Source organism: Bdellovibrio sp. HCB288 (assembly GCF_047305935.1).
In the GTDB taxonomy this organism is placed as follows: Bacteria; Bdellovibrionota; Bdellovibrionia; order Bdellovibrionales; family Bdellovibrionaceae; genus Bdellovibrio.
The window spans coordinates 3,057,096-3,073,565 of sequence record NZ_CP178619.1; the positions used below are offsets into that span (position 1 = coordinate 3,057,096).

14 protein-coding genes, 1 tRNA gene and 3 rRNA genes are annotated in these 16,470 nt (G+C 46.3%); 14 read left to right on the plus strand and 4 right to left on the minus strand.

The features are described 5' to 3' along the window. The first annotated feature begins 196 nt into the window (after positions 1-196). From ACLVWR_RS14955 to ACLVWR_RS14975, 5 genes are all read left to right on the plus strand, one after another. Positions 197-1,710 (plus strand): 16S ribosomal RNA (locus tag ACLVWR_RS14955). Positions 1,711-1,865: 155 nt separating this feature from the next. Beyond that, positions 1,866-1,942: transfer RNA gene (locus tag ACLVWR_RS14960), tRNA-Ile, on the plus strand. Positions 1,943-2,065: 123 nt separating this feature from the next. Further along, positions 2,066-5,006, plus strand: a 23S ribosomal RNA gene (locus ACLVWR_RS14965). 252 nt (positions 5,007-5,258) lie between these two features. Further along, positions 5,259-5,375 (plus strand): 5S ribosomal RNA (rrf, locus tag ACLVWR_RS14970). The 16S, 23S and 5S rRNA genes sit together here with 1 tRNA gene alongside, the layout of an rRNA operon. 386 nt (positions 5,376-5,761) lie before the next feature. Then, positions 5,762-6,205: a DMT family transporter gene (locus tag ACLVWR_RS14975; RefSeq protein ID WP_413581426.1), complete on the plus strand. Its 444-nt coding sequence runs from the start codon at positions 5,762-5,764 to the stop codon at positions 6,203-6,205. Between the two features lie 140 nt (positions 6,206-6,345). Here ACLVWR_RS14975 and ACLVWR_RS14980 read toward each other — a convergent pair whose 3' ends face one another. Continuing rightward, positions 6,346-6,969 carry an NADPH-dependent FMN reductase gene (locus ACLVWR_RS14980; RefSeq protein ID WP_413581427.1) on the minus strand — a complete coding sequence of 208 codons (624 nt, stop codon included), beginning with the start codon at positions 6,967-6,969 and terminating at the stop codon, positions 6,346-6,348. A gap of 262 nt (positions 6,970-7,231) precedes the next feature. Between ACLVWR_RS14980 and ACLVWR_RS14985 the strand changes: the two genes are divergently transcribed. Next, the gene (locus ACLVWR_RS14985) at positions 7,232-7,378 is read left to right on the plus strand and encodes a hypothetical protein (RefSeq protein ID WP_413583527.1); all 147 of its coding nucleotides are present in this window, start codon (positions 7,232-7,234) and stop codon (positions 7,376-7,378) included. Here ACLVWR_RS14985 and ACLVWR_RS14990 read toward each other — a convergent pair whose 3' ends face one another. Beyond that, positions 7,379-8,011 carry a chalcone isomerase family protein gene (locus ACLVWR_RS14990; protein ID WP_413581428.1) on the minus strand — a complete coding sequence of 211 codons (633 nt, stop codon included), beginning with the start codon at positions 8,009-8,011 and terminating at the stop codon, positions 7,379-7,381. A gap of 167 nt (positions 8,012-8,178) precedes the next feature. Here ACLVWR_RS14990 and ACLVWR_RS14995 point away from each other — a divergent pair, with 167 nt between their 5' ends. The 8 genes from ACLVWR_RS14995 to ACLVWR_RS15030 all read left to right on the plus strand — a co-directional run bounded on the left by ACLVWR_RS14995 (position 8,179) and on the right by ACLVWR_RS15030 (position 14,900). Further along, on the plus strand, positions 8,179-9,477 hold the full coding sequence (locus ACLVWR_RS14995) for an HD domain-containing phosphohydrolase (RefSeq protein ID WP_413581429.1): 1,299 nt from the start codon (positions 8,179-8,181) through the stop codon (positions 9,475-9,477). Between the two features lie 87 nt (positions 9,478-9,564). Then, a complete protein-coding gene (locus ACLVWR_RS15000; protein ID WP_413581430.1) occupies positions 9,565-10,062 on the plus strand; it encodes an organic solvent tolerance protein in 498 nt (165 codons plus the stop codon). Positions 10,063-10,080: 18 nt separating this feature from the next. Beyond that, positions 10,081-10,458: a RidA family protein gene (locus ACLVWR_RS15005; protein ID WP_413581431.1), complete on the plus strand. Its 378-nt coding sequence runs from the start codon at positions 10,081-10,083 to the stop codon at positions 10,456-10,458. Then, a complete protein-coding gene (locus ACLVWR_RS15010) occupies positions 10,445-11,020 on the plus strand; it encodes a YdcF family protein (protein WP_340597522.1) in 576 nt (191 codons plus the stop codon). Before ACLVWR_RS15005 ends, ACLVWR_RS15010 begins: the two co-directional genes overlap by 14 nt. 113 nt (positions 11,021-11,133) lie before the next feature. Next, positions 11,134-11,916, plus strand: coding sequence for an ABC transporter permease (locus ACLVWR_RS15015; RefSeq protein WP_413581432.1), 783 nt, complete (start codon positions 11,134-11,136; stop codon positions 11,914-11,916). After that, positions 11,916-12,626 (plus strand): cell division ATP-binding protein FtsE, encoded by a 711-nt coding sequence (locus ACLVWR_RS15020; protein WP_413581433.1) that lies wholly within the window; start codon positions 11,916-11,918, stop codon positions 12,624-12,626. Before ACLVWR_RS15015 ends, ACLVWR_RS15020 begins: the two co-directional genes overlap by 1 nt. Continuing rightward, positions 12,623-13,582: an MlaD family protein gene (locus ACLVWR_RS15025; RefSeq protein WP_413581434.1), complete on the plus strand. Its 960-nt coding sequence runs from the start codon at positions 12,623-12,625 to the stop codon at positions 13,580-13,582. The genes ACLVWR_RS15020 and ACLVWR_RS15025 overlap by 4 nt, the downstream gene beginning before the upstream one ends. 58 nt (positions 13,583-13,640) lie before the next feature. Further along, positions 13,641-14,900: an FtsX-like permease family protein gene (locus tag ACLVWR_RS15030; protein ID WP_413581435.1), complete on the plus strand. Its 1,260-nt coding sequence runs from the start codon at positions 13,641-13,643 to the stop codon at positions 14,898-14,900. A 55-nt stretch (positions 14,901-14,955) separates the two neighbouring features. Here ACLVWR_RS15030 and ACLVWR_RS15035 read toward each other — a convergent pair whose 3' ends face one another. Further along, positions 14,956-15,777 carry a 2,3,4,5-tetrahydropyridine-2,6-dicarboxylate N-succinyltransferase gene (locus ACLVWR_RS15035; RefSeq protein WP_413581436.1) on the minus strand — a complete coding sequence of 274 codons (822 nt, stop codon included), beginning with the start codon at positions 15,775-15,777 and terminating at the stop codon, positions 14,956-14,958. Between the two features lie 10 nt (positions 15,778-15,787). Next, the gene (locus ACLVWR_RS15040) at positions 15,788-16,441 is read right to left on the minus strand and encodes a M14 family zinc carboxypeptidase (RefSeq protein ID WP_413581437.1); all 654 of its coding nucleotides are present in this window, start codon (positions 16,439-16,441) and stop codon (positions 15,788-15,790) included. Between the last annotated feature and the right edge of the window lie 29 nt (positions 16,442-16,470).

Consider the following 16,470-nt stretch of genomic DNA (forward strand, 5'->3'; position numbering starts at 1 on the left):
GGCCTTCGATACAACCGTCTACCTCGTCGCTAAGTAACATTAACGATGAGAAATGTTTCGCTCTTTGAAAACTGAATAGCTAGAAGAAATAGATTTTTGGGCTCTTAGTTGAACAAGCAATTGTTCAACACAATTTCAAAAAAAATATTCGAACAAACAACAAGCGAAAGCTAGTAGTTTGCAAGATTCAGAATTTAAACTGGAGAGTTTGATTCTGGCTCAGAACAAACGCTGGCGGCGTGCCTAATACATGCAAGTCGAACGGGGAAAGCTTTCGGGTGAGTACTAGTGGCGCACGGGTGAGTAACGCGTGGATAATCTGCCTTAGAGTGGGGGATAACGAATCGAAAGATTCGCTAATACCGCATAAGACCACAAGAACTGCGGTTCAAGGGGTCAAAGGTTTTTCGCTCTAAGATGAGTCCGCGTAAGATTAGCTAGTTGGTGAGGTAATGGCTCACCAAGGCGACGATCTTTAACTGGTCTGAGAGGATGATCAGTCACACTGGAACTGAGACACGGTCCAGACTCCTACGGGAGGCAGCAGTAGGGAATATTGCACAATGGAGGAAACTCTGATGCAGCGACGCCGCGTGAGTGATGAAGGCCTTCGGGTCGTAAAGCTCTGTCGCAGGGGAATAAAAAAATGAATGTACCCTGCAAGAAAGGATCGGCTAACTTCGTGCCAGCAGCCGCGGTAAGACGAGGGATCCTAGCGTTGTTCGGAATTATTGGGCGTAAAGCGGGTGTAGGTGGCTATGTAAGTCAGGTGTGAAAGCCTAGGGCTCAACCCTAGAAGTGCATCTGATACTGCGTAGCTTGAGTGGTAGAGAGGATAGTAGAATTCTTGGTGTAGTGGTAAAATACGTAGATATCAAGAGGAATACCGGTGGCGAAGGCGGCTATCTGGCTACACACTGACACTCAGACCCGAAAGCGTGGGGATCAAACAGGATTAGATACCCTGGTAGTCCACGCTATAAACGATGGATACTTGTTGTTGGAGGTATTGACCCCTTCAGTGACGAAGCTAACGCGTTAAGTATCCCGCCTGGGGAGTACGGTCGCAAGATTAAAACTCAAAGAAATTGACGGGGGCCCGCACAAGCGGTGGAGCATGTGGTTTAATTCGATGCAACGCGAAGAACCTTACCTAGGCTTGACATATATTGGAATATTGGCGGAAACGCCGTAGCTCGCAAGAGCCGATATACAGGTGCTGCATGGCTGTCGTCAGCTCGTGTCGTGAGATGTTGGGTTAAGTCCCGCAACGAGCGCAACCCCTGCATTTAGTTGCCAGCATTAAGTTGGGCACTCTAGATGGACTGCCGGTGTTAAACCGGAGGAAGGTGGGGATGACGTCAAGTCCTCATGGCCCTTATGCCTAGGGCTACACACGTGCTACAATGGTAGTCACAAACTGAAGCGAAGTCGCGAGATGGAGCTAATCGGAGAAAAGCTATCTAAGTTCAGATTGGTCTCTGCAACTCGAGACCATGAAGTTGGAATCGCTAGTAATCGCGGATCAGAATGCCGCGGTGAATACGTTCCCGGGCCTTGTACACACCGCCCGTCACACCATGAAAGTTGGTTGTACCAGAAGTCGCTGCGCTAACCGCAAGGAGGCAGGCGCCCAAGGTATGGTCGATGATTGGGGTGAAGTCGTAACAAGGTAGCCGTAGGGGAACCTGCGGCTGGATCACCTCCTTTCTAAGGATTATGGTGATCGGCATTTCAAGCTTGTCTTGAAAAAAGCAATCACAATCTTAGGTCAACGCTCCTCTTCCCGAGGAAGCGTGAGTCCCAAAAATCTTTTCTAGCTGTTTAGTTTTGAAAGAGTGAAAACTCTTAATCGCATCTAACATGGGCCAGTAGCTCAGTTGGTTAGAGCACACGCTTGATAAGCGTGGGGTCGGAAGTTCGAGTCTTCCCTGGCCCACCAACTTTCAACAAATTGAGTTGGTCTGTTAGAGGTGAATGAGAGATTTTTACGCTTGAACGATTTTCGTTCTTTGACAATTGAATAGATTGATTTAGTTGATTTTTAGCGAGGTTAGTTCCATTTTTTAAAGCTACAAAGGGCTTACGGTGGATGCCTTGGCACTAAGAAGCGATGAAGGACGTGGTAAGCTGCGATAAGCTTCGGGTAGTGGCACACACACTTTGACCCGGAGATTTCCGAATGGGGAAACCCACCATTTTATGGTATCATTCACTGAATACATAGGTGTCTGAAGCGAACGAGGGGAAGTGAAACATCTCAGTACCCTCAGGAAGAGAAATCAATTCCGAGATTCCCCTAGTAGTGGCGAGCGAACGGGGAACAGCCTAAACCTTAATCATTTATTTGATTGAGGGGTCGTGGGACCGCGATGTGGGACCGGAGAGTATAGAACAACAGTCTGGAAAGTCTGGCAAGATAGGGTGATAGCCCCGTGTTCGAAATGCTCAATGGCTCTAGCGGCATCCCGAGTACCACAAAACACGTGAAATTTTGTGGGAATCTGTGAGGACCACCTCATAAGGCTAAATATTCCTTAGTGACCGATAGTGAACAAGTACCGTGAGGGAAAGGTGAAAAGAACCCCGAGAGGGGAGTGAAATAGAAACTGAAACCGTAAGCTTACAAGCAGTTAGAGCCCCTTACGTGGGTGATAGCGTACCTTTTGCATAATGAGTCAGCGAGTTATGTTTGCAAGCGAGATTAAGCCGTTGAAGGTGTAGTCGTAGCGAAAGCGAGTCTGAATAGGGCGTTTAGTTTGCAGGCATAGACCCGAAACCCGGTGATCTAATCATGGACAGGTTGAAGCGAGGGTAACACCTCGTGGAGGACCGAACAAGTTGAGGTTGAAAACTCTTTTGATGATCTGTGATTAGGGGTGAAAGGCCAATCAAACTGGGTGATAGCTGGTTCTCCCCGAAATATATTTAGGTATAGCGTTGAGTAAAAAGTATCGTGGAGGTAGAGCACTGAATGGGCTAGGGGTCTTTACCGGATTACCAAACCCAAATAAACTCCGAATGCCACAGATATGTTCCTCAGCAGGCAGACGCAGGGTGATAAGGTCATGCGTCGAGAGGGAAAGAGCCCAGACCAACAGCTAAGGTCCCTAAATGCACGCTCAGTGGAGAACGTTGTGGAGTTACTTTGACAACTAGGAGGTTGGCTTAGAAGCAGCAATCCTTTAAAGAAAGCGTAATAGCTCACTAGTCTAGTGACTCTGCGCGGAAGATACAACGGGGCTAAGCGTGTTACCGAAGCTTTGGATTAAGATATTTTATATTTTAGTGGTAGGGGAGCGTTCTAGCGTAGGATGAAGGTTGACCGGTAGGACAGCTGGACGAACTAGAAGTGATCATGCTGACATAAGTAGCGTTGAACTCGGGTGAAAAACCCGGGCGCCGAAAACTCAAGGATTCCTGGGTAAAGATAATCTTCCCAGGGTTAGTCGAGTCCTAAGATGAGGCCAAGTGGCGTAATCGATGGCAAAACGGTTAATATTCCGTTACCTAGCAAATTGTGTTTAAGGAATGACGGTATAGGCTATCTCAGCCTCTTATTGGATTGAGGTGTAAGCGTGTAGGTGGTGTCGTAGGCAAATCCGCGGCACATAACACTGAGGCGTGAATGCGAGAATCTTTGATTCGGAAGTGAGAAAAGCCATGTATCCAAGAAAAGTTTCGTAAATTTAGATTTGTTAGCTCGTACCGTAAACCGACTCAGGTGAGTGGGGTGAATATCCTAAGGCGATGGGGTGAATTTTGGTCAAGGAACTCGGCAACTTAACACCGTAACTTCGGGAAAAGGTGTGCCCGCGAGAGTGTAAGGATTTACTCCCCAAGCTTTTTCGGGTCGCAGAGAAATGGGAGTAGCGACTGTTTATCAAAAACACAGGTATGTGCAAAGTCTCAAGACGAAGTATACATACTGACGCCTGCCCGGTGCTGGAAGGTTAAGAGGATTAGTTAGCGCAAGCGAAGCTGAGAATCGAAGCCCCAGTAAACGGCGGCCGTAACTATAACGGTCCTAAGGTAGCGAAATTCCTTGTCGGGTAAGTTCCGACCTGCACGAATGGCGTAACGACTTCTCCGGTGTCTCGACCAAATGCCTCGCGAAATTGAATTCTCGGTGAAAATGCCGAGTACCCGCAGAAAGACGGAAAGACCCCGTGAACCTTTACTGTAGCTTGGCAGTGATTTTAGAGTTGGCATGTGTAGGATAGGTGGGAGACTTTGAAGCAGGGGCGCTAGCCCTTGTGGAGTCAACCTTGAAATACCACCCTTGGCACCTTTGAAATCTAACCTGCTGCTCTTTACGAGCAGAGGGACACTGTCTGGTGGGCAGTTTGACTGGGGCGGTCGCCTCCCAAAAAGTAACGGAGGCGCGCGATGGTCCCCTCAGCCTGATTGGAAACCAGGCGTCGAGTGCATTGGCATAAGGGGGCTTGACTGCGAGACCTACAAGTCGAGCAGGTGCGAAAGCAGGCCAAAGTGATCCGGTGGTCCCGCGTGGAAGGGCCATCGCTCAACGGATAAAAGGTACTCCGGGGATAACAGGCTTATTCCATCCAAGAGTCCATATCGACGATGGAGTTTGGCACCTCGATGTCGGCTCATCACATCCTGGGGCTGGAGCAGGTCCCAAGGGTTTAGCTGTTCGCTAATTAAAGTGGTACGCGAGCTGGGTTCAGAACGTCGTGAGACAGTTTGGTCCTTATCTTCTGTGGGCGCATGAAATTTGAGTAGACCTGTCCTTAGTACGAGAGGACCGGGATGGACGAACCTCTGGTGTTCCTGTTGTTCTGCCAAGAGCAATGCAGGGTAGCTATGTTCGGAACTGATAACCGCTGAAAGCATCTAAGCGGGAAGCAGACTACAAGATAAGATTTCACTGGGGCTTCGGCCCCCTAAAGACTCCTCGGAGACTACGAGGTTGATAGGCGGAAGGTGTAAGTACAGTAATGTATTCAGCTGATCCGTACTAATAGGTCGTGAGGCTTTTTTAAAAAATATTCTTCTAACTTTAAGTTACGAAGATTTCGTCTCAGTGACTTCTCTTAAATGAGAACGAGAGACTAGCTCTCTGAATAAGTAAGAGAGTTAAAACTTGGAACTAACAACGACTCGCTAAAAATCAATTAAATCAATCATTCAGTTGTCTGAAATAGAAAGTAACTTCTCCATTTGTATTGGAAGTAAGTTGCAAAGAAGAACGACGAAGTATAAACGTACTTCATCTTTGTTTTAATAAACGCTTTGCTGGTGTTTATAGCAGAGGGGCCACACCTGATCCCATTCCGAACTCAGAAGTTAAGTCCTCTTGCGGCGATGGTATTGCATGGGCGACCATGTGGGAGAGTAGCACGACGCCAGCTCTTTTTTACTTGAAACCCGGTCTGGAAACAGATCGGGTTTTTTTATGTCTTCTTTGTAAACAGTTTCATATTTGTTTTGAAGTAAATTGCTCTAAAAACCAATACAAAAGTTACCCGTGAAATATCAAATTGAATGTCTCAATTTGAGATCGTGAAACACGCTAACATGTTGTAATCACGAGTATAAATAAATTTAGTCCAGTCGCGAGAGCTTTTTGTCAGCCGCCATGATATCCTACTAATATCAAAAAACAGGAATTTTCTTCCTGTTCGCTTTTTAAGTCTTTTTTCCGCACGGATTCAAAAAAGATCTCCCAGAGAGTCATCTGGGCAAGGGAATTAAAAACTGAATAAACGACAAGAAAGGTCATCCTAAACGGTGTTTTATGCCTTATGCATATCTTGCGGCGGCAATTATTTTCGAGATCTTGGGTACTATTGGAATGAAATACGCAGATGGTTTCACGCGGCTGATTCCTTCTGTATTAATGGTTCTATGTTTTGCTATTTCTTTTTTCTGTATTACGTTTGCACTTAAAACTCTGCCAGTCAGTGTGGTTTACGCCATCTGGGCGGGTGTCGGTACTGCCATCATGGCTGTGTTGGGCCTGGTTATTTTTAATGAGCCACTTCCTATGCAGAAAGTTTTGGCTACATCATTAATTGTGCTGGGTGTTGTGATGTTGAATTTTTCCGGCGAAAAAGCGGTGGAGCAAGTCGCTGCTGAGACGGAAGTAAAAGAATTGAAGTCGGTTCCAGAGAAAATCGTAATCACTCCAGCTGTAGAGCTGCGAGCGAGATCCGCATCGATGAACAGAAACTCTGGTTGAATTAACTAAATAAGAAAAAGCAAAACAAGAGAACTAAAAGACCGAAGTGAACCTTCGGTCTTTTTTTTGCTAAATGCGCGGTGCAAGTTCGCAGGCAGCACAATAGAAGCGTATTTTTCAAATTCCCTAACGTTCGAATTTCAATGCGGATGCTTTTCGTCGTGGCTGTGTTTTTGTTCCTCAAAAAACTCTCCCAGGCGATCGAATGGAGTTTCGGTGCGGGAGGCGTATTGCAGAAAACTTGTGACTAGTTTTTTGAGGCGCTCACTTTGTTTGGCATCTTTCAATTGATCCTTTTCGTCAAAGGCTGTTTCAGAGAATGCCACACCGAAATAGTCGGGATAAACGAAGGCATTCAGCACATGAAATGGCACGCGACTGTGGAAGTTACCCTTAATTGCTGCAAATTGGCTTATAGACGCACCAATTAGCAGGATCTGTTTATCATGCAGGGGAACTGGTTTAAGGCGTGATAGCCAGTCTACGGCGTTTTTAAAAGGTCCCGGCATGCCACCATTGTATTCCGGCGAAGAAATGATGATGGCGTCAGCGGAGTTGATCTTTTCAGCCAGCTTGGTGACGCCCTCTGGGATTCCTTGCTCAGTTTCCAAGTCACCGTCGTAGACGGGCATGGGAAATTCATTGAACTCACACAATTCGACTTTCGCGTCTGGAAACTCTTCTGCATAAGCCTTGGCAATGCGGATCAGTTTTTTATTAAATGAACCCTTTCTTAATACCGGGGCAAAGCAAAAGATTTTCATCCGGACATCCTCCTCAAAATTAAGAGCAACGTGCTTTTGCTATTTTCACTGATGGTTCATGTCTCCTAAATGGACTTCGTTTGTATTTGCCAACATACATCCCACGCTTGAAACATAAGAATTCCCTCTGGCGGTCCAGGTTTGAGACTGCGGATATGTTCAAAGTATTCAGTGGTCAGAGAAATTTTATGACGAGGATTCTGCGTCCTGTGGAAGTTGCGATCTATAAATTTTCAGGGATTCGGGAAATTGAAGAAATGAATTGGAAAGAGTATGCGAAAAACTCTCCTGGAAAGATCGCGATCACGACGGCGAAAATCCCGGAAAGAAGTTCAAGATCAACGAGACCAATCCTGAAATCATTGAAACAGAAGCCGGCGTTGGCTACCGGCTTTTGGATTTGGACTGATTACTTCAAGATGGACTTTTTTAACTGAGCAACACCATCATCCGATGGATTGCCAAGCCAGATCGAAAAGATTTTTTCAATGAATCCGGCGCTGCCCTTAATTTCAGTTGTGGGGCCCGATGTTGTTTCATAGGAAATCTTTTCGTTTCCGTCCTTCAGGCGAGTTCCCAATATTGTGATAGCTTTGCCGCTCTTTGCTTCTCCACCCTGTGAGACTGCATCAAGGAATTGTTTGATTGAAGCGTCTGAAAGGTCGACGGAGTTGGCCGTCAGAGCTTCCTTAAATGACTTTTGTACGTTTTCGGCGTCAACATCTCTAAGAAAGTGGAGCTGGATCGCAATTGCCTTTTGGTCTTTCACTGAGGAAAGTGGTTCTGCTTTCTTGAATTTCGCGATGTCAGCGACAAAAAGTTCGCCAATATAGACTTTCACATTAACGAAAACGACTTTTTTCGCTCGCAGGCCAGCCCCGACTTCGCTGAGTTTGACCTCTTCTCCGTCAACCGTCGTGGTCGCCGCAGTCGAGAGTGCCACTTTCTCCATTTTGTTTGAACCGACTTCTGTTTTAAGAAGTGCAGCGTTTGCGGAAATGGACATCAAAATAGATACTAAAGAAATGATCATTGTTTTCATGGTATTAGAATTCTGGGGCTGATCTAGATTGTCAAACAGGAACTAAGATTTTCTGGTAGCAAGTAGGGGGATGACGTATCCTATTTCTGTTTATGGCTGAAAAACGTCCGTCCATTTTTTTTCGACAAAAGCTGGAGATTTTGCTGTTAAGTCAGCGAGAGGATGTTGTGTCGCGTGTCCGCAGTCTGATTTCCACGCATGGATTCACATTTCGCCATGTTTTGGCCATGGATGATGTTAAGAGCCGTCCCTTTGAAATTCAGCGAGCCATTGTTATTGTTGTGGCTCAAGAGGCGTCAGAGCATATTGGGGCGTTTTCAGAGCGAATACTCGGGTTGCTGGAAAGGTTTCCACTTTCGACAGTATTTACTTTGACCCACGAGGCTCCGGATAAGAATAAATTTTCCGGACCGAAATTTTCGCGGGTGATTTTGATCACTCCATTTGATTTCTTTCAAAACTTCAAATTTGAATACATGTTGTTGTTGAAATGCAGAGCGCAGTTTTTTGATATTCTGCCCACAGATCTTTTTTCAATGACCACATTGCCATTTACAGTTTTTATTCGAATGCCGATCAATCAAAGAATAATGGGGGTCGCATTCCGGGGTGTGGTTCTGTCAGATTCAAAGTATCAAAAGATGCTGACAAGAGGTGGTTTTTTGATTCAATCACCGGAGGCCGCATCTTATCTGGAGTACATCGGTACTTATTTTGATCGATCGGGGATGTCTTTGAAGAAGCGGGTACGTGCGCATTTTATGGCAATTGCCTCTCTTTGGACGGATCTGAGTGAGCTCACGCTGTTTGAATTCAAAACGGCTTCGGATGACGAAATTCGTTCAATTTATGAGAGAATGGAGCTGGCGGCGAAGTCCTTTGTGGAAACTATGAAGACCGAAGAGGATCTTTGGGAGTCTTTGCTTGAGGCGATGGACAATGATCTTTTCAACGTGTGGAGAAGTCCATGGGTTGCTGCCTATGCGGCCTACATTTCCCAGAGGTCCGGTGTTGGCAACCCGGTGGATGCCTTCCTTGCAGGCCTGCTTTGTGATGTCGGTCTTTTTGATATTCCTGATGAAACCTATCAAATTTATTTGAAAAGGGGCGAGTCCTTTCTGGATCCGAAGCAGACGGAAGAGTATCGCAAGCATCCAATGATGTCTTTGAATCGATGTCTTTTTAAGAAGATACCGGTGAGCGAGCAGGTTAAAGCGATTATGGTCTGCGTCCATGAGAGAGCGGATGAAAAAGGTTTCCCAAGTCAGACGCCATTTGACATGGTTCCCGTGGAGGCTTCGCTTATCCGCTTCAGTGAAATGATCGATATCGGCAGTCGCACGACGATGCATGAAAAATCAATCGGATTTCGTTATCTTCGGGAGAAAATTTGGGAGGAGACGAAAGCGAAACCTGGAAACTTCACGACCGACTTCCTTGATCAGATTTCAGAGAGTCTTTTGTAGGTTTGACACCTCTTGTAAGAGTCAGATTCCTTTTGCGCCCTCTTCATCTTTTGCATTTAATAGAGTCCTTAATAAGGAGTCATTGGGATGCTTAAAGTTTTAGCATTGGTGTTTGCGGTTTTTGCTGGTTTGAACGTGGCTGAGGCCAAAGACCTTACGAATCGCCTGGGTGTGGGGGTGAAATCTCATGCAACTTTGGATTTGCCGGAACTGGCAGTGGTTTATAATCCTTCTTCTGAAATTCAAGTCACCGGTGGATTGGGAATTGATACGCAAAAGGATAAATCCAAATTTGCGGCCATCGCTGGTGTTCGCCGTATAGTTTTTAAAGAACAAAACATGAACTTCTACATGGGCGGAACCCTGGGGTTGGTGAATTGGGAAGAGCTGAACGATGCGGGTACTAGAGAAAAGCAATCCGGCTTTGAGTTGGATGCGGTCTTTGGTGGTGAATTCTTCTTTTCGGGTTTGGAATCCCTGGGCTTCACTTTTGAAGGCGGCGTGGGTGTTATTTCTGCGGATAACGTCCGTTTCAGAACAATTGCGGACAGCCCGTTTCGCGCTGGTATTATTTTTTACTTCTAATTCACAAAGGATTTATTTATGAAAAAAGTTATTCACACAGACAATGCACCTAAAGCGGTTGGACCTTATTCTCAAGCTGTAGCTATGGGTGATTTTTTGTTTTGTTCCGGTCAGATTTCAATTGATCCAAAAACAAACGAAGTTTTCACTGGCGATATCAAGACTCAAACTGAAATGGTCATGAAAAATGTTGAAGCGGTTCTTGGCGCCAACAACATGAACTTTTCAAACGTGGTTAAAACAACAATCTTCCTGACGAACATGGCTGATTTTGCGACTGTGAACGAAATCTACGCCAAAGCTTTCTCGGCAGCTCCTCCAGCGCGTTCTACTGTCGCTGTTGCAGCATTGCCAAAAGGTGTGAACGTGGAGATCGAAGTTCTTGCCCACCGTTAAGGCTCTGCTGCGCACACGAATTTTCTGGATCGTGGTGATCCTTGGGGCGCTGATTATTCAGCGCTTTGTCAGGGAGTACCGTCAGATCGAGAATGAGCCGATGATTTCCTGGACACGATCACAGAATGCAGATTGTGCTGTGGTCTTGACCGGGGGCGCGGGACGCGTGCGAGAAGGGTTTGATCTTCTGGCGAATCAAAACGTCAAGAAGCTGGTGATATCCGGAGTTTTCTCCAATGCGCGAATGCGTGAGATTATGCCGGTGTGGCCATTTTATGGAAGTCTTAATGAGAACGATGTGGTTTTGGATCGACGATCTGAAACCACATTCGGAAATGCTCAGCAAAGTTTACCGATTGTAGAAGCATTGAAGTGCCGAGACATACTTCTTGTCACTTCCCGATTGCACATGTACCGATCCTACAAAACCTTCCGGGCGGCCTTTCCGGAGAATATATACATTCAAAAGCATCCCATAGTGGGAGGGCGATACGAGTCTTCTGTCCCGGAAACAGGGTTTGAAGCCTTAAAGTCGTTCTTTTATTCCTTGTGGGCCTATTAAAACCAGACCTTGGTTTGTAAACGAAAGTACGATTTACACCGATAAAGTCCCTAGGAAACTGGGGAAATTAAATGAATTCTTTATTCTTACAAATCGACTCCCTCGGGAGATTTGTGACAAAGAATGCGGAGTACACGTGGCGTGTCCTCCTGATGGTATATCTTTCCCTTCGTGCAACCGTTCTTGATCAAACGCAGGGGATGCGCCAGATCATTCGAGTTATTTCCGCGCAGATATATTTCACGGGTTGGCAGGCGTTGCCGTTGGTGAGTGTGCTTGCCTTGGCCTCGGGCAGTGTCCTGGTGCTGCAATCTTTATCCAACCTGACGAAGTTCGGTGGAACTCAAATGGTGGGGCCCTTTTTGATTGTGATGATTCTGCGCGAAGCCGGCCCCCTTTTGGTGGCGCTGGTTGTGACTGCAAGATCTGGTACAGCGGTGGCTTCTGAGATTGGAAACATGCGCGCAAACCGGGAGATCGAAGCCTTGGAAGTCATGGGAATCAATCCCTTGAGTTACATCGTGTTTCCGCGGGTTTTGGGTGGCGTGATCAGCATGCTTTGCCTGGCGTTTTACTTTAATTTTGTGGCGTTGATCGGCGGGTTCTTTGTGACCAAGTTCATCCAGGATATGCCCTTTGCTTTCTATGCGGAATCGCTGATGACGGCATTTTCCTTTGATGATTTCTGGATCTTTCTTTTGAAAAACAGTTTCAGTGGAATGATTATTTTCGTGGTGTCCTGCTATCAGGGGCTATCCGTGAAAAAGAGCCCGACGGAAGTGCCACAAGTCACCACGCAGGCCGTGGTGAACAGTATCATTTTCGTCATCGTATTTAATTTAATTGTAACAGCTTTGTTTTATTTAAATCAGTTGCGCAATCTGGGGGTTTTATAATGAAGATCGAAAATCTGAAGTTTGAAGGCGTTTCTTTTTCGCATGAAGGGCAGGATCCTGTTATTGCCAATGTTGAATTCGATTTTCCCATGAATGAAATCCTTTGGGTTAAAGCAGAGGAAGGGGCCGGAAAAAGCTCCTTGTTGCAGATTCTGGCAGGGTTGCAGATGCCTCAGTCCGGACAGTTTTTGATCAATGGTCAGAACGTCTGTGATATGTCCTTTGAAGAGTTTTTGCCTTACCGTTTGCAAATTGGATACTCATTTGACTATGGCGGTTTGATTAACAATCAGTCGTTGTTCGATAATATGATGCTGCCGCTTCTTTATCACAAGATTTTAAGTCCCGAGGACGCCAAAGCCCGTGTGGATGAAATTTTCAAAATTTTTGATGTCACTAAATTTGCGCACGAAAGACCGGCACATGTTCCAGGCCGTCTGCGTAAGTTGACTTGTCTTTTGCGTGCAATGGTTATGAAACCGCAGATTCTGCTCTTGGATGATCCAAGTGTGGGATTGGGTCAGGACAGTGTTTATACTTTGGTGGATTATATTCATCAGCTGCGTAAAGAGGGCTGCCTGAATCACGTATTCATCAGTTCCTATGATGAAAAATTCATGAATCTATTTAACTATCAAATCGTTCATTTGGATGATGGCCAGCTTTACTTCCAGCCGGTGGATCCAGAGAAGAGAGTTGTACACCTATGATGAAAGTGAAGTTCAATAAATTTGAACGAGTTGCGGGACTTTTTGTCGGCGTTGCAATCCTGGGAGTACTGGGGACGGCGGTGAGTATTGCCGTGAAGCAGGGGTGGTTTGATTCCAAAACCTACTACACGACGACATTCGAAAATGCCGATGGGTTGCATCAGGGGACGACTGTGCATATGGCGGGTCTTCGTGCCGGTGCGATTGAGAATGTTGAGCTAAGAGCGGATAACAAGATTGAAGTGACTTTCTATGTGCTGAGTAAATTCCAGGAAAGAATCCGTCAGGACAGTACCGTTCAGCTGAATCGTCCGTTTATTATCGGGGAAAAAATTCTTGAAGTGACGGTGGGCACGGAAAAAGCTCCGATTTTAGCCTCCAATAGTTTTATTCAGTCGAATGAATCCATGGATATCGTGTCCATGCTAAGCAGTCGTAATATCAGTATGACAATGTCCCGCGTGGGTGGTCTGCTGGAGAATTTGCAAATGCTGGTTGAGGCTTTTGCGGATAAAGACCGTGCTGCCAGTTTTGTTCGTGTGATCGACCGTATGGATCCATTGATGAAAAACATGACAGTGATGTCCCATGAGGTGATTAAACTTTCCAAGCAGGCCACAGCCAATGATTCCTTGGAAACGACAATGCGCAATCTGGCGATCACAACTTCCGAGATCAACCGTATTTTGCCGGAGCTGAACAAACAGAATCCAGAACTTGCTAAAGATTTGGCGGTTATGATGCAAAATCTAGCGGTTGTCACCCAGGCGGTAGGGCCTGCGGCGAAGGAGCTGGGACCTGAGATTCCACAAGCCTCGCGTCGGATGCTTGAAGTCTTAAACGAAACTGTTGTGACGCTAAAGGCGATGCAAAAGAGTTTCTTTATGGAGAGCAATGTACGTGAAGTTCGTAAAGAGGAAGCTCTGCAGCGCGTGCCGGCGAGTGAGAAAAAATAGCCCCTGAAATAGCCTATAAAAGGCTTGAATCCCACAATTGAAACAATAAGATAAAGAGATGTTAGTTGGACATCTCTTTCGTCATTTTATCTTCTCAAAACGTGCTGGTGCGCTGATTCGCCGAATTGCTTTTCTATCCATTGGCGGGATCACCATCAGTGTCACCGCCTTTCTGGTGGTCCTATTTGTGATGAATGGGATGAATGCCAGTATTCGCAAAAGAATTCTGGGGCTTGAGCCTCATCTTTACGTCACAGTGCCTGGTGTGCAAAATGCGATGGGACTGGAAACTCATCCGGTCTATTCGCGTATCAAGGAAGATCCGACGACGCAGGCTTATGTTTATGAAACTCAGGACGTGATTTTGCGCAGTCAGGATGGTCAATTCCGGGGCGCCTTTGCCCGTGGGGTGACGCGAAACAGTCTGGAGTATTTTATTTCCCAACTGGCGAAATTGGATGCAGATAAGCCGCAAAATGCTGTCGGCGGACCGCCCTCGTATGTATGGGATCCCCAGGATGTGCCTGACGAAGGAGAAGTTGTTCTGGGTGTGGACTTGGCGCAATCGCTGGGCGTATTCGATGGTGATTTCATCACAGTGGTTTCTCCGACTGGTCTTTTGCTGCCGCCGGGGCAAACTCCGAAGTTTGAGCGGGTGCGTGTAAAAAGAGTGGTTACCACGGCCTTGGCTGATGTGGATTCGCAGTATCTGTATTATCAGCGGGGAAAAGCACTACGGGCTCTGGATAGCGGAGATCTAAAAAAAGTAGGAATTGAGATGTGGCTCGCAGATGAGAGTCGCGTTGCAAATGTTCGGGATGATCTGATGAAGTTCACCGATGTTCAGGTGGAGACCTGGATGGATCGCAATTCAGCTTTGTTTTACGCTTTGAAACTGGAAAAATTGACCATTGGAGTTTTTTTGGGTCTTGCCGGAATGATCGCAGCAAGTTCCATTTTAACTGTGTTGGCTTTGTTGCTGTCCCAGAAAAGACGGGATATTGCAGTTCTTCGAACCATTGGATTATCGGGTCAGCGGACTGTTAAGATTTTCACGCAAATTGGTTTTCTGTTGGCTGGTTCTGGTGTCCTGGTGGGAACGGTGATCGGTACGGGGGTAAGTCTGTATATTCAAAGCAACCCCATTAACATGTGGTCGTCGCATACTTTTTACGACACGACTATACCAAGCCTTGTGGATTGGTGGCTTGTGTTCGGAGTGTTGATCGTGAGTTCGTTGATAGCCTTTTTAGGTTCTTATATTCCATCCAGAACTGCTACCGAGGTTCAGCCTTCTGAGGCGTTAAGAATGAAATAAAAAAAAGCCCCACTGGATTTCAGAGGGGCTTTTTAATGCTAAAGGACTTTGAGATTTAAACGCTCACTTGGAAATCGCGAAGCGCATCTGTCAGAGAAGTTTTAAGGTCAGTGCTTGCTTTGCGTTGACCGATAATCAGTGCGCACGGCACGCCAAATTCTCCAGCCGGGAAGTTCTTCATCTGAGTTCCTGGGATGACAACTGAATTTGCCGGGACTCGGCCCTTCATTTCAACGGGTTTGCTTCCGGTCACGTCGATGATTTTCGTGGATGCAGTAATTGTTACGCCAGCCCCAAGGACCGCACCTTCTTCGATGATCGCACCTTCAACGACGATGCAACGACTTCCAACGAATGCGTTGTCTTCAATAATAACCGGAGAAGCCTGGACCGGTTCGAGTACGCCTCCAATTCCCACGCCGCCAGACAGATGAACATTCTTTCCGATCTGGGCACAGGAACCAACGGTTGCCCAGGTGTCCACCATCGTGCCGGAACCCACATAAGCACCGATGTTAACGTAAGAAGGCATCAGGATCGCACCTTTTTCAATAAAGGAGCCTTTGCGAGCCAAGGCATGAGGAACCACGCGCACGCCATCCTCTTCAGACCATTTTTTTACCGGGATTTTGTCAAAGTATGTGAAGTCACCCGATTGCATGACTGTCATCTGTTGCACGCGGAAATAGAGGAGGATTGCTTTTTTTACCCACTCGTTGACCAACCATTTTCCGTCTTTCTTTTCCGCCACTCGCAGGCGACCGGCATCCAATCCTTCGATGACCTCGAAGATGGTTTTAAGATCATTCGTCATTAGTTGATCAACTCGTTTGCCATTTTGGATATCAGAATAAAGCAGTTCAACAGATTGTTGCATGAATGTCTCCTTACTTGTCGTAAACCTTTAGAGCGTCAAGAATAGCGGGAACGTGAATCTTAATGATGTCTTCAGCAGACTGTCCACGTTCGATTTCATAAGTTAAAGTCGGGCACGGTCTTTCCAGGCCGGCATAGGTCCCCAGGCAACCAGGCGTTGGGTATCCGATGTCATCATCGATTTTATAACCGGTGTGCTTTGCCAGGACGTTGGCAAATTCATAGCAATCACCATTCACGTTAAGTACAGGCTGCCACGAGTGCAGTGAAAGAACCAACTTTGGTTTTTTCTCATCCAGGTACTTGATCAAACCATGGTTTTCAGATTCGCTGCCGGCTTTGGGTCCCGGATGGTAGCGCGGAGTTTTAATTTCTGGAGACCAATCTTTGGTTGGCAGATTGCGATTCAGATCCACACCGTTGCCATTGCCACGTGTTTTGTAGATCACTCCTTCCAAATTGAATTGGGGGACCAGAGTTAGTTTGAATTTATGAGTGTAAGACTTCATGAAATGCTTCAGGAGTTCCTGTGCGCAGATCACACCCTCGATTTCATCACCATGAACACCGCCCAGGATTAAAATTTCCGGCTGGGAGTCGTTGCCGAATTCATATGCGAGTACCGGCATGCCTTTGGAGGTGGAAGTAAAAATAGAAGTTTTCATGACAAACGTCCTTTGTTCGGCAATGATAT

Bases quoted from the DNA above. Each gene is read 5' to 3' on its own strand.
- ACLVWR_RS14990 (WP_413581428.1), bottom strand. From the start codon at position 8,011: ATGAAAACAATGATCATTTCTTTAGTATCTATTTTGATGTCCATTTCC.
- ACLVWR_RS15025 (WP_413581434.1), top strand. From the start codon at position 12,623: ATGATGAAAGTGAAGTTCAATAAATTTGAACGAGTTGCGGGACTTTTT.
- ACLVWR_RS15000 (WP_413581430.1), top strand. From the start codon at position 9,565: ATGCTTAAAGTTTTAGCATTGGTGTTTGCGGTTTTTGCTGGTTTGAAC.
- ACLVWR_RS15030 (WP_413581435.1), top strand. From the start codon at position 13,641: ATGTTAGTTGGACATCTCTTTCGTCATTTTATCTTCTCAAAACGTGCT.
- ACLVWR_RS15035 (WP_413581436.1), bottom strand. From the start codon at position 15,777: ATGCAACAATCTGTTGAACTGCTTTATTCTGATATCCAAAATGGCAAA.
- ACLVWR_RS15040 (WP_413581437.1), bottom strand. From the start codon at position 16,441: ATGAAAACTTCTATTTTTACTTCCACCTCCAAAGGCATGCCGGTACTC.
- ACLVWR_RS14975 (WP_413581426.1), top strand. From the start codon at position 5,762: ATGCCTTATGCATATCTTGCGGCGGCAATTATTTTCGAGATCTTGGGT.
- ACLVWR_RS14980 (WP_413581427.1), bottom strand. From the start codon at position 6,969: ATGAAAATCTTTTGCTTTGCCCCGGTATTAAGAAAGGGTTCATTTAAT.
- ACLVWR_RS15020 (WP_413581433.1), top strand. From the start codon at position 11,916: ATGAAGATCGAAAATCTGAAGTTTGAAGGCGTTTCTTTTTCGCATGAA.
- ACLVWR_RS15005 (WP_413581431.1), top strand. From the start codon at position 10,081: ATGAAAAAAGTTATTCACACAGACAATGCACCTAAAGCGGTTGGACCT.